General features: G+C 62.2%; 18 protein-coding genes and 2 pseudogenes. 9 read left to right on the plus strand and 11 right to left on the minus strand.

Annotated features, from left to right (window positions below):
* Nucleotides 1-246 precede the first annotated feature (246 nt).
* The 6 genes from urtA (at nucleotide 247) to EN807_RS27660 (ending at nucleotide 6,716) form a co-directional block, all read left to right on the plus strand.
* Nucleotides 247-1,557 carry an urea ABC transporter substrate-binding protein gene (gene urtA / locus EN807_RS27635; RefSeq protein ID WP_135937484.1) on the plus strand — a complete coding sequence of 437 codons (1,311 nt, stop codon included), beginning with the start codon at nucleotides 247-249 and terminating at the stop codon, nucleotides 1,555-1,557.
* A gap of 126 nt (nucleotides 1,558-1,683) precedes the next feature.
* On the plus strand, nucleotides 1,684-3,300 hold the full coding sequence (urtB, locus tag EN807_RS27640; protein ID WP_135937563.1) for an urea ABC transporter permease subunit UrtB: 1,617 nt from the start codon (nucleotides 1,684-1,686) through the stop codon (nucleotides 3,298-3,300).
* Entirely contained in the window at nucleotides 3,297-4,529 is a 1,233-nt protein-coding gene (gene urtC / locus EN807_RS27645; protein WP_135937485.1) for an urea ABC transporter permease subunit UrtC, read from the plus strand. Before urtB ends, urtC begins: the two co-directional genes overlap by 4 nt.
* Before the next feature lie 3 nt (nucleotides 4,530-4,532).
* Complete coding sequence (urtD, locus tag EN807_RS27650) at nucleotides 4,533-5,279, plus strand: urea ABC transporter ATP-binding protein UrtD (protein WP_135937486.1); 747 nt, start codon at nucleotides 4,533-4,535, stop codon at nucleotides 5,277-5,279.
* 70 nt (nucleotides 5,280-5,349) lie between these two features.
* Nucleotides 5,350-6,045, plus strand: coding sequence for an urea ABC transporter ATP-binding subunit UrtE (gene urtE / locus EN807_RS27655; protein WP_135937487.1), 696 nt, complete (start codon nucleotides 5,350-5,352; stop codon nucleotides 6,043-6,045).
* Between the two features lie 494 nt (nucleotides 6,046-6,539).
* Nucleotides 6,540-6,716: a hypothetical protein gene (locus tag EN807_RS27660; RefSeq protein WP_095485313.1), complete on the plus strand. Its 177-nt coding sequence runs from the start codon at nucleotides 6,540-6,542 to the stop codon at nucleotides 6,714-6,716.
* Between the two features lie 38 nt (nucleotides 6,717-6,754).
* On the opposite strand, the gene EN807_RS27665 is transcribed toward EN807_RS27660, so the two are convergent.
* The 9 genes and pseudogenes from EN807_RS27665 to EN807_RS27705 form a co-directional block, all read right to left on the minus strand.
* On the minus strand, nucleotides 6,755-7,906 hold the full coding sequence (locus EN807_RS27665) for a GGDEF domain-containing protein (protein WP_135937488.1): 1,152 nt from the start codon (nucleotides 7,904-7,906) through the stop codon (nucleotides 6,755-6,757).
* Nucleotides 7,907-8,001: 95 nt separating this feature from the next.
* Nucleotides 8,002-8,808, minus strand: coding sequence for a DUF72 domain-containing protein (locus EN807_RS27670; RefSeq protein WP_135937489.1), 807 nt, complete (start codon nucleotides 8,806-8,808; stop codon nucleotides 8,002-8,004).
* Nucleotides 8,809-8,835: 27 nt separating this feature from the next.
* A pseudogene (locus EN807_RS27675) lies at nucleotides 8,836-9,307 on the minus strand (GNAT family N-acetyltransferase).
* A gap of 34 nt (nucleotides 9,308-9,341) precedes the next feature.
* Nucleotides 9,342-12,263 (minus strand): excinuclease ABC subunit UvrA, encoded by a 2,922-nt coding sequence (uvrA, locus tag EN807_RS27680; protein ID WP_135937490.1) that lies wholly within the window; start codon nucleotides 12,261-12,263, stop codon nucleotides 9,342-9,344.
* 790 nt (nucleotides 12,264-13,053) lie between these two features.
* Nucleotides 13,054-13,257 (minus strand): annotated as a pseudogene (locus tag EN807_RS27685) (hypothetical protein); the annotation flags it as partial.
* Between the two features lie 161 nt (nucleotides 13,258-13,418).
* Nucleotides 13,419-14,024: an ATP-dependent Clp protease proteolytic subunit gene (locus EN807_RS27690; RefSeq protein ID WP_127314869.1), complete on the minus strand. Its 606-nt coding sequence runs from the start codon at nucleotides 14,022-14,024 to the stop codon at nucleotides 13,419-13,421.
* A 20-nt stretch (nucleotides 14,025-14,044) separates the two neighbouring features.
* On the minus strand, nucleotides 14,045-14,527 hold the full coding sequence (locus EN807_RS27695) for an SRPBCC domain-containing protein (RefSeq protein WP_135937491.1): 483 nt from the start codon (nucleotides 14,525-14,527) through the stop codon (nucleotides 14,045-14,047).
* Nucleotides 14,524-14,838 (minus strand): metalloregulator ArsR/SmtB family transcription factor, encoded by a 315-nt coding sequence (locus EN807_RS27700; protein ID WP_135937492.1) that lies wholly within the window; start codon nucleotides 14,836-14,838, stop codon nucleotides 14,524-14,526. The genes EN807_RS27695 and EN807_RS27700 overlap by 4 nt, the downstream gene beginning before the upstream one ends.
* A gap of 44 nt (nucleotides 14,839-14,882) precedes the next feature.
* Nucleotides 14,883-15,272: a cupin domain-containing protein gene (locus EN807_RS27705; RefSeq protein ID WP_135937493.1), complete on the minus strand. Its 390-nt coding sequence runs from the start codon at nucleotides 15,270-15,272 to the stop codon at nucleotides 14,883-14,885.
* 201 nt (nucleotides 15,273-15,473) lie between these two features.
* Here EN807_RS27705 and ssb point away from each other — a divergent pair, with 201 nt between their 5' ends.
* Nucleotides 15,474-15,992, plus strand: a complete 519-nt coding sequence (gene ssb, locus EN807_RS27710; RefSeq protein WP_127314876.1) for a single-stranded DNA-binding protein — start codon at nucleotides 15,474-15,476, stop codon at nucleotides 15,990-15,992.
* 134 nt (nucleotides 15,993-16,126) lie between these two features.
* Nucleotides 16,127-16,549 (plus strand): OsmC family protein, encoded by a 423-nt coding sequence (locus EN807_RS27715; protein ID WP_135937494.1) that lies wholly within the window; start codon nucleotides 16,127-16,129, stop codon nucleotides 16,547-16,549.
* 87 nt (nucleotides 16,550-16,636) lie between these two features.
* Here the strand turns inward: EN807_RS27715 and EN807_RS27720 are convergent, their stop codons facing one another.
* Entirely contained in the window at nucleotides 16,637-17,266 is a 630-nt protein-coding gene (locus EN807_RS27720; protein ID WP_029352879.1) for a MarC family protein, read from the minus strand.
* 78 nt (nucleotides 17,267-17,344) lie between these two features.
* Complete coding sequence (locus EN807_RS27725) at nucleotides 17,345-17,881, minus strand: hypothetical protein (RefSeq protein WP_135937495.1); 537 nt, start codon at nucleotides 17,879-17,881, stop codon at nucleotides 17,345-17,347.
* An 86-nt stretch (nucleotides 17,882-17,967) separates the two neighbouring features.
* Between EN807_RS27725 and EN807_RS27730 the strand changes: the two genes are divergently transcribed.
* Nucleotides 17,968-18,822 carry an AraC family transcriptional regulator gene (locus EN807_RS27730; RefSeq protein ID WP_135937496.1) on the plus strand — a complete coding sequence of 285 codons (855 nt, stop codon included), beginning with the start codon at nucleotides 17,968-17,970 and terminating at the stop codon, nucleotides 18,820-18,822.
* Nucleotides 18,823-18,832 lie beyond the last annotated feature (10 nt).

Raw genomic sequence — 18,832 nt, forward strand, 5'->3', positions numbered from 1 at the left:
GTTCGCCGTCTTTGATACGATGTTGCTCAAAATTCATGCATTAATTCGTGAGTGATCAAAACTTAGGCGAGAGCGGGGAAATTTTTCTCAATCAGAACACCTGCGGCGGCGCTTAACGTAGGCGGCTAGTATATTAACCCACTGATAGGGCAAAGAAATCTAAGCCCCTCAATTTTGCTCCCGCGGTTGGCACAGCTGTTGCATGGTCTGTTTGCGATGCGGTCAACCAGCTAGGGAGTTTGAAATATGAGGGGCAGTTTCTCGACAATAACAAAAATGTTTTCGGCAGGCGCGGTCACGGCCGGCTTGCTAATGAGTGTCCCGGCCAAGGCGGCTGACGACACGATCAAGGTGGGTATTCTCCACTCGCTGTCGGGGACCATGGCGATTTCGGAGACGACGCTGAAGGACGCCATGCTGATGCTCATCGAAGAGCAGAATGCAAAGGGCGGCCTGCTCGGCAAGAAGCTCGAAGCGGTCGTCGTCGATCCGGCTTCGAACTGGCCGCTGTTCGCCGAAAAGGCACGCGAGCTGATCTCCAAGGAGAAGGTCGCGGCGGTGTTCGGTTGCTGGACCTCGGTGTCGCGCAAATCGGTGCTGCCGGTGTTCAGCGAGCTCGACAACATCCTATTCTACCCCGTCCAGTACGAGGGCGAGGAGAGCGAGCGCAACGTGTTCTACACCGGTGCGGCGCCGAACCAGCAGGCTATTCCGGCCGTCGACTATCTGATGAGCGAGGACGGCGGGTCGGTGAAGCGCTGGGTGCTTGAAGGCACCGACTATGTCTATCCACGCACCACCAACAAAATCCTCGAAGCCTATCTGAAGGCCAAGGGCGTCGCTGCCGAAGACATCATGGTCAACTACACGCCGTTCGGCTTCTCCGATTGGCAGACCGAGGTCTCGGCGATCAAGAAGTTCGGCTCGGCCGGCAAGAAGACCGCCGTCGTCTCGACGGTCAATGGCGACGCCAACGTGCCGTTCTACAAGGAACTCGGCAACCAGGGCATCAAGGCCGAGGACATCCCGGTCATGGCCTTCTCGGTCGGCGAGGAAGAGCTTGCCGGTCTCGACACTGCGCCGCTCGTCGGCCATCTCGCCGCCTGGAACTATTTCCAGAGCATCGATACGCCCGAGAACGCGAAGTTCATTGCCGACTGGCACAAGCTCATCAAGAACGACAAGCGCACCACCAACGACCCGATGGAAGCCCACTATGTCGGCTTCAACATGTGGGTGAAGGCGGTTGAGAAGGCCGGCACCACCGACCCTGACAAAGTCATCGACGCGGTGATCGGCGTCTCGGTGCCGAACCTGACCGGTGGTTATTCGACCATGATGCCGAACCATCACATCACCAAGCCGGTACTGATCGGCGAAATCCAGGCCGATGGCCAGTTCGAGACCGTCTCGCAGACGCCTGGCCTGGTGATGGGTGACGAGTGGTCTGACTATCTGGCTGATTCGAAGGACCTGATCTCCGATTGGCGCGCGCCTCTGTCCTGCGGCAACTTCAATGTCGCCACCGGCAAGTGCGGCGGCAAGGGAACCAACTGATCCTCCCGGGTCTGACCTGTCGTGGAGTTCTCCACGACCCAGACCGCGACGCGTCCGGGCGAGCTCCTCCTCTCCTCCAGTCCGTCCGGACGCGAATTTCAACCCTTCAAGAGCCGCCAGAAATCGATGATCTTCACCCGCGCGATCGGCCTGACGATGCTGCTCCTCCTGGGGATGCTATCGCCGTCGAACGCTGCCGAAGCGGATCTGCGCGCCATCATCGCCAAATTTGCCACTGCCTCGAATTTTTCGGCCACCGAAGCTGTCGTGCGCGAGCTGGCGGCCACCGGCGATACTGCCGTCGAACGCCCGCTCGGCGCGCTTGCAGAGGGCGATCTCTACGTCCGCAAGGCCGATTCGCTGGTCTTCATCGGCAAGGAAGGTGGCGGCAGCGTTGAGCTGCTCGACCCGCTGAGCGGTGAAAAATCCGGCGACGCGGCCAAGCGCGAGATCACCAAGATCAAGGTCAACAATACGCTGCGCCGCGCCATCCGCGATGCTTTGGGCATGCTGACGCTCGGCGCAAAAGATCCGGCCGCGCGCATTGCCGCCGCCGACACCATGTTCAAGACGCCCGATGCGACAAACATCGAGCCACTCGATGCCGCAATCGCCAGCGAAACCGTGGCAAGCGTCAAAGCGCTGCTCGAACAGGCCCGCGCCGCATCCATTCTGGTGTCGGACAGGCCGGAGGCCGACAAGCTGGCGGCCATCGCCCTGATCGGCGCGCGCGGCGACCGCAACGCACTGTCCCTGCTCACCGCCGTCGAGGCCAATTCCGAAGGCGCGGTCAAGGACGCGGCGACGGCGGCGATCGCCAGCATCAAGTCGACGCTGACGCTGTGGGATGCGGGCCAGAACATCTGGTACGGCATTTCGCTTGGATCGGTGCTGCTGCTGGCGGCGATCGGCCTTGCCATCACCTTCGGCGTGATGGGTGTGATCAACATGGCGCATGGCGAAATGGTCATGCTCGGCGCCTACACGACCTTTGTCGTGCAGGAGGTGATCCGCAATTCCTTGCCCGGCCTGTTCGACTGGTCGCTGGTCATCGCGCTGCCGCTCGCCTTCTCGGTCGCGGCGCTCGTCGGCCTTGTCATCGAGCGGGGCGTCATCCGTTTCCTTTACGGCCGGCCGCTAGAGACGCTGCTGGCGACATGGGGCGTCTCGCTGATCCTGCAGCAGGCCGTGCGCAGCATCTTCGGGCCGACGAACCAGGAAGTCGGCAACCCGTCATGGATGTCCGGTTCGTTCGATATCGGCCAGCTTGCGGTTACCTGGAACCGGCTCTGGATACTGGTATTCGCGCTCTGCGTGTTCGTGGTGCTGCTTTATGTGATGAAGCGCACCCCCTGGGGCCTGCAGATGCGCGCCGTCACTGCCAATCGCCGCATGGCCGCGTCCATGGGAATCAGGACGCCATGGGTCGACGCGCTGACCTTTGCACTGGGGTCCGGAATTGCCGGCATCGCCGGTGTCGCGCTCAGCCAGATCGACAATGTCTCGCCCAATCTCGGCCGCGGCTACATCATCGACAGCTTCATGGTCGTCGTCTTCGGCGGCGTCGGCAATCTCTGGGGCACGCTGGTCGGCGCCTTCTCGCTCGGCATCGTCAACAAGTTTCTCGAACCCTATGCCGGGGCAGTCCTCGGCAAGATAGTCGTGCTGGTCCTCATCATCCTGTTCATTCAGAAACGCCCGCGCGGCCTTTTCGCGCTGAAGGGCAGGTCGGTGGAAGCATGATCACGGGACGCTTCTTCGCCGCCGGCGCCGACCGCCGCATCGCCATCACGATCTTCATCATTTTGGCGGTCGCCTTCATCGTTCCGCTGCTCAATCTTGCGGTCTCGCCGACAAGTGCGTTCTACGTGCCGTCCTATGTCGTCGCGCTCACCGGGAAATATCTCTGCTACGCGCTGCTCGCCTTGGCGCTCGATCTCGTCTGGGGCTATTGCGGCATCCTTTCGCTCGGCCACGGCGCCTTTTTCGCGCTCGGCGGCTATGCGATGGGCATGTATCTGATGCGCCAGATCGGTTCGCGCGGCGTCTACGGCAATCCGCTGCTGCCGGACTTCATGGTGTTCCTAAACTACAAGGAGCTGCCGTGGTTCTGGTTCGGTTTCGACCATTTCTGGTTTGCGGCGATCATGGTGCTTGCGGTGCCCGGCCTGCTTGCCTTCGTCTTTGGCTGGTTCGCCTTCCGCAGCCGCGTCACCGGCGTCTATCTGTCGATCATCACCCAGGCAATGACTTATGCGCTGCTGCTTGCGTTTTTCCGCAACGACATGGGCTTTGGCGGCAACAACGGCCTGACCGATTTCAAGGATATTCTCGGCTTCAACGTGCAGGCCGATGCGACTCGCTCGGCATTGTTCGCGGCCAGCGCCATAACACTGGCGCTCGCCGTCTTCGTTACCTGGGCAATCGTCGGTTCAAAATACGGCAAGCTGCTGATGGCTGTGCGCGACGCCGAGAGCCGCACGCGCTTTCTCGGCTGGCGCGCGGAGAACGTCAAACTGTTCGCCTTCACTGTGTCGGCTGTCATGGCCGGCATTGCCGGCGCGCTCTATGTGCCGCAGGTCGGCATCATCAATCCGGGCGAGTTCGAGCCGTCCAATTCGATCGAGGTCGTGGTATGGGCGGCGGTCGGCGGGCGCGGCACCATCGTCGGGCCGATCATCGGCGCGCTCGTGGTCAATGCCGGCAAATCCTGGTTCACCGGCGTGCTGCCGGAGTTCTGGCTGTTTGCGCTGGGTGGACTGTTTGTCGCCGTCACGCTGTTCCTGCCCAAGGGCATTGTCGGCATGTGGGATTCCTGGCGCGGCAACGCCAAGGCGCTGCGCGCAGCCTCGATCGCCGAGGAGGCCGGCACAGATCCTGACGTCCCGCCACCGCCGAAGATCGTTCGCTCGGCTGCGAGAACGCCGGGCGACTGGTCCGCGTCCGGCCCCGAACCGCAGCCGGCGGAGTGAGCGATGTCGAAGAGCAACACCATCCTCTATCTCGACGGCGTCTCAGTTTCCTTCGACGGCTTTCGCGCCATCAACAACCTGTCGCTGGTGCTCGACAAGGGCGAGATGCGGGCGATCATCGGTCCCAACGGCGCCGGCAAGACCACGATGATGGACATCGTCACCGGCAAGACGCGTCCCGACGCGGGCGAGGTTTACTTCGACGGGCAGGTCGACCTGACCAAATATGACGAGGCCGAGATCGCCATGATGGGCATCGGCAGGAAATTCCAGAAGCCGACCGTCTTCGAAAACCACACGATCGAGGAGAACCTGATGCTGGCGCTGAAGGGCCCACGCTCGATCTTCCCAGCGCTGTTCCATCGCCGCTCGGCCGCGGAGGCGCGGCAGATCGACTATATCCTCGGCATCACCCGGCTGGGGGACAAGCGCGATGAACTCGCCGCCAATCTCAGCCACGGCCAGAAGCAATGGCTCGAGATCGGCATGCTGCTGGCGCAGGATCCGAAGCTGCTGCTGGTCGACGAACCGGTTGCCGGCATGACCGACGCCGAGACCGAGGAGACCGCGCGGCTGCTCAAGGATATTGCGCGCGACCATTCGGTCATCGTCGTCGAGCATGACATGCATTTCGTGCGCGAGCTCGGCGTCAAGGTCACCTGCCTGCACGAAGGCTCGGTCCTGTCCGAAGGCTCGCTCGATTTCGTTTCGGCCGACGAGCGTGTCGTCGAAGTCTATCTGGGGAGATGATCATGGTCTGGCGCGTTCCGTTCCATCATTTCGACCTTTCGTTCTTCAGGCGTTGGAGAAGGCGCTGACCATGCTCGAAGTCTCCAACGCCACGCTGCACTACGGCGCCGCCCAGGCGCTGCGTGGCGTCTCGCTGAAGGCCGGCGCGGGCAAGATCACCTGCGTGCTCGGCCGCAACGGCGTCGGCAAAACCAGTTTGATGAGATCGATCGTCGGCCACCACCGGCTGACGAGCGGGAGCGTTGCCTTCGAGGGGAAGGCGCTCGACCGGAGCGCGGCGTATGACCGCGCCCGGTCGGGCATCGCATTCGTGCCGCAGGGCAGGGAGATCTTCCCGCTGCTCACCGTGCGGGAAAACCTCGAATCGGGCTTTGCGCCATTGAGGCGCGCCGACCGCAAGATTCCCGGCCATGTCTTCGAATTGTTCCCGGTGCTGAAGCAGATGCTCGCGCGCCGCGGCGGCGACCTTTCCGGCGGCCAGCAGCAGCAGCTTGCCATCGGCAGGGCACTGGTGATGCGGCCGAAACTGCTGGTGCTCGACGAGCCGACCGAAGGCATCCAGCCGTCGATCATCAAGGATATCAGCCGCGCCATTCGCTATCTGCGCGACCAGGCAGGCATCGCCGTGCTGCTGGTCGAACAGTATCTAGATTTCTGCCGGGAACTGGCGGACGAGGTCAACATCATGGACCGCGGCCAGATCGTCCACACGGGCCCGGCCGAGGATCTCGACCGCGCGGATGTCCGCAAGTTCCTGACTGTCTAAAGCCTCAGTGGCGAATCCCAAACCTCTAGGATTAGCTGAACCATCTCTCCCGTCGTCATCCTGGGGCGAAGCAAGAAGCGAAGCGACGCGGCGCAGACCCCAGGAATCCATGCCGTGACACCCGCCGAAGAGTGCAGGGGCGAAGAGAAAAAGCCGTTCTCCGGCGCCCCGCATCCTGGATTCTGCACCGTGGCGATCCTCTGAAGTCACGGCATTGATTCTTGTATCTTCACTCCGCTTCGCGTCGCTGCGCCCAAGGATGAAATAACGAAGGTTTACGAGATTTTCTTCAACGACACCGTTTGCAACTCTGGCGCGCCGAAGATTGCATGCTAGGCTTTACTTGGCCTTGTTGAGTCGGCCGCTTCCGTATCAGTTTTGTTGACAGATCAAGGTGAAGCGTGGACTCAGCCGGCACGTTCCGTGCAAGCAACCCCCTTTCTGCGATCTGATCGTTGTTCAACGCATTTGGGGCACTTGGGCCGGGGCAGCCGATGGAACGTTATGTCGAGGACTACCAGAAACGACGGCTCACCGAGCGCGTCGACATCATGACCGCCATCAACATTCTGAAATCGCAAGGATACGATCACGACGAGCTGATCGCAGAGATCACCAAGGTCTTCTACGTCGATCTCGATGCCTACAACGAGGTCGTGATGGCGGCGTGAGGGCTGACGGAAGGGGCGGTACGCTATCCCGCCAAGGGCTAGCTTGCGCGTCGGAAGGTCGAGGCCGCGACGCGGTTGCGACCGCCGCGCTTGGCGGCATAGAGCGCCTTGTCGGCGGCGCTGACCACTTTGTCGAAGCTCATGCCGTCCTTGCTGCCGAAGGCGTATCCGGCGCTGACCGTACATGTCAGGGGACGGGTTTCGGTCTCGATGACACGCGCGGCAAAGGCGGTGCGTATACGCTCGGCGGTGAACTCCACCGCTTCGGGCAGGGTCCGCTGCATAACCAGCGCGAACTCCTCTCCGCCCATGCGCGCGGCGACATCGGTGGGGCGAAGGTTCTCCACCAGTTCCTCGGCGAACACTCTCAGCACCTGATCGCCTGTGGCGTGGCCGAATTCGTCGTTGATGGCCTTGAAGCCGTCGAGGTCGAATACGACCACCGCCGTGAAGGCCCCGATCGGGGCGCCGCCATTGAGATCGAACAGGGCGCGCCGATTGAGCAGGCCAGTCAGCGGATCGGTTAGCGCAGCCAGACGATGATATCGGGCCAGACGGCCCTGGTTGAGTGCCAGTGAAAGAGCGCCGATGCCAGTCATGCTGGCGATGACGATTACGAGGCTCAGATCCTCGGCCCAGTTGCTCGGCGCATGTCCAAGGACAAGCTTCCCATCCCATGCAAGAGCCATGGCACACAGTACAAAGGAAATGCCGGTGGCCGAGTAGAGCACGGCGAGGCCGATGATCGGGACAGGGGCTTCAGCGCGCCCGATCCAGTATTGATAAGCCGTCGCAAATAGAAGCAGGGCGGCAAGAAGATTTTCGAACATGAAGCCGAGCCCGTCATAGCCGAGCGCCATCGGCGGCAACGCTAGGGCAAGCGAGATGCAACTGCCGAAAACCGTCAGCGGGATCGGCGACCGGCCGGACCTGAACTGGTAGGCGGCGCCCAGCATGGTCGAGAACCCAACCAGGAGCAGGGCGAACGTCGCGATGCCGAGGATGCGTCCGGGCGTCTCGATATAGTCCTCGTAGATAAAAACATCGCCGACGATCAACAACGCGCTGATCGACCATGTCAGCAGAAACTTTTCAGTTCGCGCGGTCAGCCAGATGCCGAACAACGTCAGGCTCAGGCAGGCGGCGGAAAAACCGACAGCCAGCAGAAGTGAGTGGTAGTCGAGCGACATGCCCTAACCCGCGGCTGCCCTAGCTCCGCGGATTCATGCAGCAAGGAGGTATCGATAAGGTTACGATGGTGATGTAGATGTCACAACTCGAGCCATCAGCCTGTGACGCGTTTCATCAGCGCCATGGCGCCGAACGGCGCGCGGACCTTGCCTTCGGTGATGAAGTAGGCAAACACATCACGCGGTTTGACTGGTGCGTCGGTTGAAGGATCGGTGCGCGGCAGGTCGGCAGGCACATTGCCTTCCGCCCAGGTTTTTGCCCGCGCCGCCCATTCGTCGAGCGCCTTTGGCGTGTAGCAGTCGGGATTGTCGTCGCTGCCTGTCTGCAGCCGGAGATAGACGAAATCGCCGGTGATATCGGCGATTGCTGGATATTTGGCGTGGTCGGCGTAGACGATCGCGACCTTGTATTTGCGCGCCAGGGCGGCGAATTCCGGCACGACGAAGCTGTCGTTGCGCACCTCGACCGCATGGCGCAGCGCAACACCGTCCTGCTTTTCAGGCAACAGCTTGAGGAAGGCCTCGAAATCGTCCGGATCGAACTTTTTCGTCGGCGCGAACTGCCACAGGATCGGCCCGAGCTTGTCGCCGAGTGCGGCGACGCCCGACCCCAGGAAGCGCGTCATCGACTCGCCGGCCTCGCCGAGCACGCGGCGGTTGGTGACGAAGCGGTTGCCTTTAAGCGAAAAGACGAAGCCACCCGGCGCTTCGTTAGCCCATTTGACGAAGGTCGGCTCCTTGAAACTCGAATAATAGGTGCCGTTGACCTCGATGCTCGGCACCTGCCGGGTTGCGTAGTGCAGTTGCTTCGCCTTGGATAGTTTGTCCGGATAGAAGGACGTGTCCCATGGCTCGAAGGTCCAGCCGCCCATGCCGGCGCGAATTGTTCCTGATTGAGTCACTGTCGTCCTCCCGTTTGCTGCAAAGGATCAGGCGATCGCCGTTGTCTGGGCGGCTTTAGCCATATCGACGATCGTCCATCCTGGCCGGTACGGATTGGGCCGGCGACCCGTTTCGTGAAAGCCATAGGCTTTGTAGAGCGCGATGTTCCGCTCCATCTTCGCGTTGGTGTAGAGCCGCACCTCGGGCAGATGCCATAGGCGCGTCTGTTCGTCCGCCCATCTGAGTAGGGCGATGCCGAAACCTTTGCCCTGGAAGGCAGGTACGACGGCGACAGAGAAGATCATTGTGTGGTCCGGGTGCCGCTCGAAGGACAATCAGTCCGGCCGGCTCGCCGCTGCTTTCCAGCAGCCAGACTTTGCCGCGTCCGATCCGCGGCGCATAGTGTTCAGCGACCGGGATCGGCGGCGCGCCCAGCAACGCAGTGTAGGGCGCGTAGGCGGCGGTGGTCAGCTGAACGACAGCATCAAGATCACCGGCAAGCGCTCTTCTGATCTTCATTTGAAGGTTCTTCCAAACGCCAGCCAGTCCTCATTCACTCCGCCGCTTCGCGCTTGCCTCCGGGCCGCCGCTCCAGCAGTTCCCGCAGGAACTGGCCGGTGTAGCTGCGCTTTTCGCGGACAATATCCTCCGGCGTGCCGGACGCCACCAACTCGCCGCCGCCGTCGCCACCCTCGGGGCCGAGGTCGAGCACCCAGTCGGCGGTCTTGATCACTTCGAGATTGTGCTCGATGACGACCACCGTATTGCCCTGGTCGACCAGCTCGTGCAGCACTTCGAGCAGCTTGGCGACGTCGTGGAAATGCAGGCCGGTGGTCGGCTCGTCGAGGATGTAGAGCGTCTTGCCGGTCGCCTTGCGCGACAGTTCCTTGGCGAGCTTGATGCGCTGCGCCTCGCCGCCCGACAGCGTCGTCGCCTGCTGGCCGACATGGATGTAGCCGAGGCCGACCTGCTTCAGCGTCTCCAGCTTGTCGCGCACGCCGGGCACGGCGGCGAAGAAATCGACGCCCTCCTCGACCGTCATATCGAGCACGTCGGCAATCGACTTGCCCTTGAACAAGACATCGAGCGTTTCGCGGTTGTAGCGCTTGCCATGGCAGACGTCGCAGGTGACGTAGACGTCGGGCAGGAAGTGCATCTCGATCTTGATGACACCGTCGCCCTGGCAGGCCTCGCAGCGGCCGCCTTTGACGTTGAACGAGAAGCGGCCCGGCTGATAGCCGCGCGCCTTGGATTCCGGCAGGCCGGCGAACCAGTCGCGGATCGGTGTGAAGGCGCCGGTGTAGGTGGCGGGATTGGAGCGCGGCGTCCGTCCAATGGGCGACTGGTCGATGTCGATGACCTTGTCGAGGAACTCCAACCCCTCGACGCGGTCGTGCTCGGCCGGGTGCTCGCGCGAACCCATGATACGTCGCGACGCTGCTTTGAACAAGGTTTCGATCAGGAAGGTCGACTTGCCGCCGCCGGAGACGCCGGTGACTGCCGTGAAGGTGCCGAGCGGGATTTCGGCGGTAACGTTCTTCAGATTGTTGCCGCGCGCGCCGACGATCTTCAGACGCCGGTTCTTCTTGGCTTCGCGCCGCACGGCCGGCGTCGCCACTTCGAGCTCGCCCGACAAATATTTGCCGGTGATCGAGGCCGGGCTCGCCATGATCTGCTGCGGTGTTCCCTGCGCGATGATGTGGCCGCCATGGATGCCGGCGGCCGGGCCGATATCGACAACGTAGTCGGCATGCAGGATGGCGTCCTCGTCATGCTCGACGACGATCACCGTGTTGCCGATGTCGCGCAGATGCTTCAGCGTGTCGAGCAGGCGCGCATTGTCGCGCTGGTGCAGGCCGATCGACGGCTCGTCCAGCACATAGAGCACGCCGGTGAGGCCGGAGCCGATCTGCGAGGCCAGGCGAATGCGCTGGCTCTCGCCGCCCGACAGTGTGCCGGAATTACGCGACAGCGTCAGGTAGTCGAGCCCGACATCGTTGAGGAAGCGCAACCGCTCGCGGATCTCCTTGAGCACGCGCACGGCGATCTCGTTCTGCTTGTCGGTGAGCGAGCCGGGCAGGGCGGTAAACCATTGGTCGGCCTTGCGGATCGACAGTTCGGTGACCTCGCCGATATGCTTGCCGGCAATCTTCACCGCAAGCGCTTCCGGCTTCAGACGGTAGCCGTGGCAGGCCGGGCAAGGCGTGGCCGACATGAAGCGCTCGATCTCCTCGCGCATCCAGGCAGATTCAGTCTCCTTCCAACGCCGCTCGAGATTGGGGATGACCCCTTCGAAGGTTTTCGTCGTCTTGTAGGAGCGCAGGCCGTCATCGTACTGGAAGGTGACCTCGCGCTCGCCGGTGCCATGCAGGATGGCTTCCTTTGCCTCTTTGGTCAGATCCCTGAACTTGTCGCCGAGCTTGAAGCCATAGACCTTGCCCAGCGCCTCCAGCGTCTGCACGTAATAGGGCGAGGTCGATTTCGCCCACGGGCTGACGGCGCCGGCACGCAGGGACAGGTTGTCGTCGGGCACGATCAGGCTGGCGTCGATGGCGCGCTGGCTGCCGAGGCCGTCGCAGGTCGGGCAAGCGCCGAACGGGTTGTTGAAGGAGAACAGCCGCGGCTCGATCTCGGGAATGGTGAAGCCTGACACTGGGCAGGCGAACTTTTCCGAGAACAGAATACGTTCGTGCGTCTCGTTCTTCGACTTGTTGACCGAATTCTCGCCGGTCTGGCCGGATTCGAGCGGACGGTCGGCGAATTCGGCCACTGCCAGTCCGTCGGCGAGCTTCAGCGCGGTTTCGATGGAATCGGCAAGCCGCGTCGCCAGATCGCCGCGCACCACGATGCGGTCGACGACGACATCGAGATCATGCTTGTACTTCTTGTCCAGCGCCGGCACGTCGGCGATTTCGTAGAAGACACCGTCGACCTTGACGCGCTGGAACCCCTTTTTCTGCAGCTCCAGCAGTTCCTTGCGGTACTCGCCTTTGCGGCCTCGCACCATCGGCGCCAGGATGAAAAGCCGCGTGCCTTCCTCGACCGCCAGCACGCGGTCGACCATCTGCGACACCGTCTGGCTCTCGATCGGCAGGCCGGTGGCCGGCGAGTAGGGGACGCCGACGCGCGCGAACAGCAGCCGCATGTAGTCGTAGATTTCCGTGACGGTGCCGACCGTCGAGCGTGGATTCTTCGAGGTGGTCTTCTGCTCGATCGAGATGGCCGGCGACAGGCCGTCGATCTGGTCGACGTCAGGCTTCTGCATCATTTCGAGGAATTGCCGCGCATATGCCGACAGGCTCTCGACATAGCGGCGCTGGCCCTCGGCATAGATGGTATCGAAGGCGAGCGACGACTTGCCGGAGCCCGACAGGCCGGTCATGACGATCAGGCTGTCACGCGGCAGGTCGAGATCGACATTCTTCAGATTGTGTTCGCGCGCCCCGCGAATGGAAAGATATTTATGGTCGGCCATCGCCGGTCGCCGCCTCAGGTCTGGAATCTCGTGGGATGGCGGGTTGTCCCGGCCATCTCCTATGTAGGTAATTTCGCCACCTTTTCGAGAGACGCCACAACTCTCGACCAAAGCCTTTAACCGTCTTTCGCGCGGGCGGGCAAGCGGAAAGAACAAAGACCGAACAAGCTCCTGACAAAAGCGTCCACGTAATCCAAGGCCGACGCCGGGCTGCTCGAAACGGATGCAAATTTCGGATTCGCCCCACAAGCGATCACATTTTTTGTAATCGGCTGTCCAACGGTTGACGTCTCAGGCTCAGGGAGTCAGACTCCAAACGTCACCGAAGCCGGCCGTCTTTCGATGGCCTCGCCGCCCCAAGGTGGTCTGCGAGACGCCGCGGGTTTTTGCGATATGCGCTTCGGACGACACCAGTCGCAATGGACAGAAAAGGAGAGCAGAGGAATGACTCCACCGGACAGTCCCTTGAGGCTCCACGTGTCGCTGGAGCCGCGGCAGGCATAAGTGCCAGGGCCAGGCGTGTGCGCCGCCCGACAAACCGTGACTTGCCGATCCCCACCAAAATCAGAGACTACTAGTCGGATCGTCGGCTGAATGCCGCGAAGCATCCGAAATCAAAAGCCGGCAGTGCACTCCCGGCGAGTTGGATTTTAGATCCAAGAAAGCCCCGACCGTTTGCGGAAGCAGCGGCGGGGCTGTTCGTTTTAGGGCCGCAAGGGCACGAGTGCCTGGAGGTCGTGGCAGCGATGATGGCCCGCACGCATGCCTTATGCCGAGGGACCTTGATCGCGCCGGCGCCGACATCGATGGTTATGCTGCCGGAAATCCTGACCTCGGTTTCGCCGATCTTGAACTGGCCGTTACCGTTGCTGGGCACGGCGTCGTCGGGTTCGGGAGCCGGCTCGGCGATGCGATAGTCGTTGGACACACCGGGCAGCGTGCCGTCCTGCAAAGGCGTTGAATTGTCTTGGGCGAACGCCGTGCCGAAGGTCATCGCCGCGACGGCAACACCGATGACTAGCCGGTTCAAGCGGGTGCGTGAGATCTTGTGGAGCATTGACGGACTATATCCGCCGAGCCCTGGTCGAGCCAGACCGGCGGCGATGAAACTTGCCGAACGACTTGGCCGCCATCGCTCATGAGCCGGCTACCTTTTCACGCCGCCTTTTTACGGGTGTCAAAAACATGATCGACGAGCCCCCAAGTCTTTGCCTCCTCGGCGGTCATGAAATGGTCGCGGTCAAGCGTGCGTTCGACCTCTTCGAACGTGCGACCGCAGTGGTGCGCGTAAAGCTCGGTCATGCGCCGCTTGGTCCTGAGGATGCCTTCGGCGTGGCGCTGGATGTCGGAGGCCTGGCCCTGGAAGCCGCCTGACGGCTGGTGCAGCAGGATGCTGGTGTTGGGCAGCGCGATCCGCCGGCCCGGCGTGCCTGCCATCAGCAGGAACGAGGCCATCGAGGCGGCAAAGCCCATGCAGACGGTCGATACCGGACTGCTTATATACTGCATCGTGTCGTAGATGGCGAAACCGCTGGTCACCACGCCGCCCGGCGAGTTGATGTAGAGCGAAATCTCCTTATCGGGATTGTCGGATTCCAGCGACAGAAGCTGGGCACAGACCAGCGCCGACACATTATCGTCGATCGGACCGTTGATGAAGACGATGCGCTCGCGCAGCAGCCGCGAAAAAATGTCGAAGGCGCGTTCGCCGCGGCTCGACTGCTCGATCACCATCGGCACCAGGTTGGCAAAACCGCTCATCGCTTTCTCCGTTGTGCCGCTCAGGCCGCGCGCAGGAAGAGGCGAGGCGAGTTTGCAGCTATGATCTGTCTGGGGCTGTGTGCGTTGAGCGAAAGCCGGCAACCGGCGCCTGCAAACGCAGGCGTAGCTACTCGCGCAAATCCGTCGTGGACGATGCGCAGATGCGTGCCGCCCGACACGGTGCGGTCGAGCGTGAAGGTGACGATACTGTCCAGCGGGCTGGTAAGCGGATCCGCTGCGTTGCCAGGCGCCGGCCGCTCCCGCCAGGAATAACGCAGCAGGCGTTCGGGCTCGGCGTCGAGGATTTCGCACTCGATCTGCGCATCAGCCTTAGCAAAGGCAAAGCGGCCGCCGATCTCGGGCTTGATGTCGTTCGGCATCATCCAGGCCGCGAGCAGGTCCGGCACCGTCAGCGCCCGCCACACTTTTTCCGGCGGGTCTGGAAGTTCGCACTCGAACTCGATCGAATCTGCCGCCATGTCTGAATGGTGTTTTGCCGTCATTGATCCATATCCTTCAAAACCGCCTTGAGCCGTTCGATACGCTCGGGCCAGAACGCCCGGTAGCGCTCGATCCAGCCGAGCAGAGGGTCAAGCCCTTGCGGATCGGCGCGATAATAGGCGTTGCGACCGGCTCGCCGCTCGACCACCAGCCCGGCGCCGCGCAGCACCGCGAGATGCTGCGAGACGGCCGGTTGCGACACGCTCATGCCGCTGCGCAGTTCCGACACGGTCATCTCGCCGGCGGCGAGCCGTTCGTAGACGGCGCGGCGCGTCGGGTCGGAAAGGGCGCGGAAAATCTCTGCTTCGATCATGGCAAAAGCATAAGTCGATACTTATTGATTTGGCAAGCGCTGTTTTACGGAGCCGCCAAAAGCCAGCGCTTCACCGGCTCGGCGGATCCGTCAAACGTGGCCTCGAAGATCGACGATGCGAGCACAGCATTGACGTGAAGTGTATCGGAGCCGACATTTCGGAAACCGTGCTTCCTAAAGGCCGGAACAATGAGTGACTGGCCGGAGGTCAGTACGGTGTGCTCTTCGTCGATCCACATCTCGGCATTGCCGGTGACGACGGTAAGCACTTCCTCGACCGGGTGCCAATGCGTTGGGGCACCTGCCGCAGGTTCCACCCATTGCTCGAAGAGGCAAAGGTTAGTTGCGCCGCTACTGGCCGAGATAAGCATCCGGGTTTCCACTCCCGCTCGCCATTGCTCGCGCTGCTGGTCCTTGTGAATGATTGGCTTCATTTGGACTCCCTCATATCGTGGAAATTCTGGTTCGAAACACTACATGCTGCTGACAAGCATTGACATGACATTGCTTTGTTCTGTAGAACGAAAAGAGAACAAAAACCTTGTGGGAAAAGGCAGCCACGGCAGGCGGCGATTGTCCGCAGTCTATAAGGTATGCGACAGAAATTTTGTTTCGGATGAGCGCGGAGAAGTATCATGGCGGGTAGCGTCAACAAGGTTATTCTGGTGGGCAATCTCGGGGCGGACCCGGAAATCCGCCGTCTGAATTCGGGTGAGCCGGTCGTCAATATCCGCGTCGCCACGTCGGAAAGCTGGCGCGACAAGACTTCCGGCGAACGCAAGGAAAAGACCGAGTGGCACAATGTCGTCATCTTCAACGATCAGCTCGCCAAGGTCGCCGAGCAGTATCTGAAGAAGGGCGCGAAGGTTTATGTCGAGGGCCAGTTGCAGACGCGCAAATGGCAGGATCAGACCGGCAATGATCGCTACACGACCGAAATCGTGCTGCAGAAATTCCGCGGCGAGCTGCAGATGCTCGACGCGCGCGGGCAGGGCGAGGGCGGTCAGGTCGGCAGCTATGCCGGTGGTGGCAGCAGCCGCGGTTCCGATTTCGGCCAGTCCGGCCCGGGCGAGAGTTTCAATCGCGGCGGCGGTGGCGGCAACAAGGGTGGCGGCGGTTCGTCGCGCGAACTGGACGACGAAATCCCGTTCTGATCCCTCGGAGCGAACGGCTCTGCGCGAGCTGACAACGCCAGCTACTCGAGGCCACGAATTGGCGTCCCGAAAATCTGTCTTGGATTTTCGGGACGTTCTGTATTTAAGCGGTGCACGGTAGAAGGACGTATCAAGTGAAAGCACGGGTCAAATGGGTCGAGGAGCGCACCTTTGTCGGCGAGTCCGGCAGCGGTCACAAGCTGGTGCTGGGGACTGCGTTCGGGCCGGAAGGCAGGACGCCGGGGCCGAGCCCGATGGAGCTGGTGCTGCTCGGTACCGGCGGCTGCTCGGCCTATGATGTGGTCCATATCCTCGAAAAGAGTCGCGAGGCAGTCGAGGACTGTGTGGTCGAACTCGACGCCGATCGGGCGGAGAAGGAGCCGCGAGTGTTCACCCGCATCCACATGCATTTCATCGTCAAGGGCCGCGCGCTTTCGCGCGACAAGGTAAAACGGGCGATCGACCTGTCGATCGAAAAATACTGCTCGGCGACCGCGATGATGGCCAAGACGGCGACCATCACTCACGATTTTGAAGTCATCGACACGGCGAAGTAGGATAGGTCACAGCGGCAGCGGTTCGCCGCGCGAGCTGGACGACGATAATGACGGCCTCGGCAATCAAACGCGAGGCCGCTTTCGTTTTCATGCCGCCATCAGCGCTTTGATGCCATCGGCGACGAACTGCACGGCGAGCGCCGCCAGGATGACGCCGAGCAGCCGCGTCAGGATCGAGCGGCCGGTCTGGCCGAGGATGCGGTCGATGCGCTCGGCCAGCACGAACACCAGATAGGTGATGACAAGACAGATCGCGATGATGCCGACAAGGGCTGCCTGCGCGCCAAAACCTGGAAAAGAGCCGGACAGCAGGACGGTCGCTGAAATCGCGCCAGGACCGGCGATCAGGGGGATCGCCAGCGGAAACGCGGCGATGTTGTGGATCATGTCCTTGGTGATGGCGACGTCGCCGATCTTTTCCTTGCGGTCCTGCCGGCGCTCGAACACCATTTCAAAGGCGATGAAGAACAGCAGGAACCCGCCGGCGACGCGGAACGCCGGCAGCGTGATGCCGAACACCGACAGGATCGATGCACCGGCGATTGCAAACAACGCCATCACCAGGAAACCGATGATCGAGGCGCGGACGGAAACCTGGTTGCGCTCCTCGCGGTTCATGCCTCGCGTCACGGCGAGGAAGAGCGGTGCCAGGCCGGGCGGGTCGATGGTCACGAGAATGGTGACGAAGGCGTTGAACAGGCTGTCGAAGCTCGGCATCTCTGACCCTCCCCGCCGGGCCGTGCCCGAGACCCCTGCATTGGTAGAGCAAAGCAGCGTCAGGGGAAACCGTGCAGGTCAGGTGCTGCCGGCTCGCCGCGCCAGGAACTCGACTTCGAGCCGCCAGGTCGCGCCATCGTCCTGAGAGCGTTCGCCCAGCCAGCGGAAGGAGTTTTCGGTAATCCGGGAAAAGCTCCAGCGCACCGAGGCGCCGCTGCCGTCAGCGCCTTGCTGGACGATGGTGTCGCCCTCGGCGCGGCCGAGCTGTCGGCTGTAGTACTGGGTGCGCGGATCGCTCCAGAAAATATGCCAGGCGTCGACGCCGGGGTCATAGACACGCAATGTCGTGCCATAGAAAGTCCATTTGCCGAGGGAGGGTGAGGGATCGGCGTCGCGCGCCGGCAGGATCCATACGTCCTGGATCGCGCGGCCCTCGAGCACCCAGCCGAAATGCACCTCGCCGCGCCCGGTCAGCACCTGGCCGTCCTCGAGATGGCGCGTGGCATCGAATGTCCAGGCGCCGACGAAGCGGCCGTAAAGGTTCAGTTTTTCGGCCAGGTCCCCGGCAGGCTCGTCGCTGTGCAGGGCTTCGATAAAGGAAGATGAATTGAACATGATTTCGACCTCGTCTTGTCAGGAGACTGGAGGGAATAGGCGGCGGCAGGGTTCTGTGCTTGGGAAAAATTGCTATCTTTCGAGCCATGACGACGAGCGCGCATACACTGGCGTCCGGACGAGGCTGGCAGGTGTTGGACGTGGTCTGCACCGCCGGCTCCGCCGATCGCCCGTTCGAGGAAGAGCATCGTAATTTCTGCGTCGCCGTGGTGACCAATGGCACATTCCGCTACCGCGCACGCCAGGGCAATGCGATGCTGACGCCGGGCGCGCTCCTGCTCGGCAACCCTGGCACGTGCTACGAGTGTGGGCACGAGCATGGCGCCGGCGACCGCTGCCTCTCCTTCCAGTTCGAGCCGGCCTATATGGAACAGATCGTTGCCGACATGCCGGGCGTGAAGAAGCTGGCCTTCGAGACGCCGCGGCTCCCGCCCTTGCCGGCGCTGGCACCGCTGCTGGCCGAGGCGGAATCCGCACGCGAGATGGCCGACGTCGACGCGTTCGAGGAAATCGGTCTGCGGATTGCCGGCGCAGCCGTCGCCTCCGGCGTCACGCCTGCTGCCCGGGTGCCGAGCCGCCGCGACGAGAAACGTGTCGCGGAGGCGGTGCGGCGCATTGAGCTGGATGCCGACCGGCCGGTCTCGCTTGCTGCGCTTGCAAGCGAGACGGCGACCAGCCCGTATCATTTCCTACGCACGTTCCGACGCGTCGCGGGCATGACGCCCTACCAGTTCCTGCTGAAAACCCGGCTGCACAGGGCGGCGGTGCGGCTGCGCATGTCGGACGAGGCGATCTCGACGATCGCCTTCGAGGTGGGGTTCAACGATTTGTCGACCTTCAACCGTCGTTTCCGGCGCGTGATGGGAGAGGCGCCCGGCGCCTACCGGCTCCGGCAGCGGGGCGATAAAGCGCCGGACACATATGCCGTTCCGGCCTTGTGAAGCAAAATTG

This window comes from Mesorhizobium sp. M5C.F.Ca.ET.164.01.1.1, from assembly GCF_004792125.1.
In the GTDB taxonomy this organism is placed as follows: domain Bacteria; phylum Pseudomonadota; class Alphaproteobacteria; order Rhizobiales; family Rhizobiaceae; genus Mesorhizobium; species Mesorhizobium wenxiniae.

Bases quoted from the DNA above. Each gene is read 5' to 3' on its own strand.
- EN807_RS27720 (WP_029352879.1), bottom strand. From the start codon at position 17,266: ATGCCGAGCTTCGACAGCCTGTTCAACGCCTTCGTCACCATTCTCGTG.
- EN807_RS27660 (WP_095485313.1), top strand. From the start codon at position 6,540: ATGGAACGTTATGTCGAGGACTACCAGAAACGACGGCTCACCGAGCGC.
- EN807_RS27705 (WP_135937493.1), bottom strand. From the start codon at position 15,272: ATGAAGCCAATCATTCACAAGGACCAGCAGCGCGAGCAATGGCGAGCG.
- EN807_RS27725 (WP_135937495.1), bottom strand. From the start codon at position 17,881: ATGTTCAATTCATCTTCCTTTATCGAAGCCCTGCACAGCGACGAGCCT.
- EN807_RS27665 (WP_135937488.1), bottom strand. From the start codon at position 7,906: ATGTCGCTCGACTACCACTCACTTCTGCTGGCTGTCGGTTTTTCCGCC.
- EN807_RS27690 (WP_127314869.1), bottom strand. From the start codon at position 14,024: ATGAGCGGTTTTGCCAACCTGGTGCCGATGGTGATCGAGCAGTCGAGC.
- urtC (WP_135937485.1), top strand. From the start codon at position 3,297: ATGATCACGGGACGCTTCTTCGCCGCCGGCGCCGACCGCCGCATCGCC.
- urtA (WP_135937484.1), top strand. From the start codon at position 247: ATGAGGGGCAGTTTCTCGACAATAACAAAAATGTTTTCGGCAGGCGCG.
- urtD (WP_135937486.1), top strand. From the start codon at position 4,533: ATGTCGAAGAGCAACACCATCCTCTATCTCGACGGCGTCTCAGTTTCC.
- EN807_RS27695 (WP_135937491.1), bottom strand. From the start codon at position 14,527: ATGACGGCAAAACACCATTCAGACATGGCGGCAGATTCGATCGAGTTC.
- EN807_RS27730 (WP_135937496.1), top strand. From the start codon at position 17,968: ATGACGACGAGCGCGCATACACTGGCGTCCGGACGAGGCTGGCAGGTG.
- EN807_RS27700 (WP_135937492.1), bottom strand. From the start codon at position 14,838: ATGATCGAAGCAGAGATTTTCCGCGCCCTTTCCGACCCGACGCGCCGC.
- urtB (WP_135937563.1), top strand. From the start codon at position 1,684: ATGATCTTCACCCGCGCGATCGGCCTGACGATGCTGCTCCTCCTGGGG.
- ssb (WP_127314876.1), top strand. From the start codon at position 15,474: ATGGCGGGTAGCGTCAACAAGGTTATTCTGGTGGGCAATCTCGGGGCG.
- urtE (WP_135937487.1), top strand. From the start codon at position 5,350: ATGCTCGAAGTCTCCAACGCCACGCTGCACTACGGCGCCGCCCAGGCG.
- uvrA (WP_135937490.1), bottom strand. From the start codon at position 12,263: ATGGCCGACCATAAATATCTTTCCATTCGCGGGGCGCGCGAACACAAT.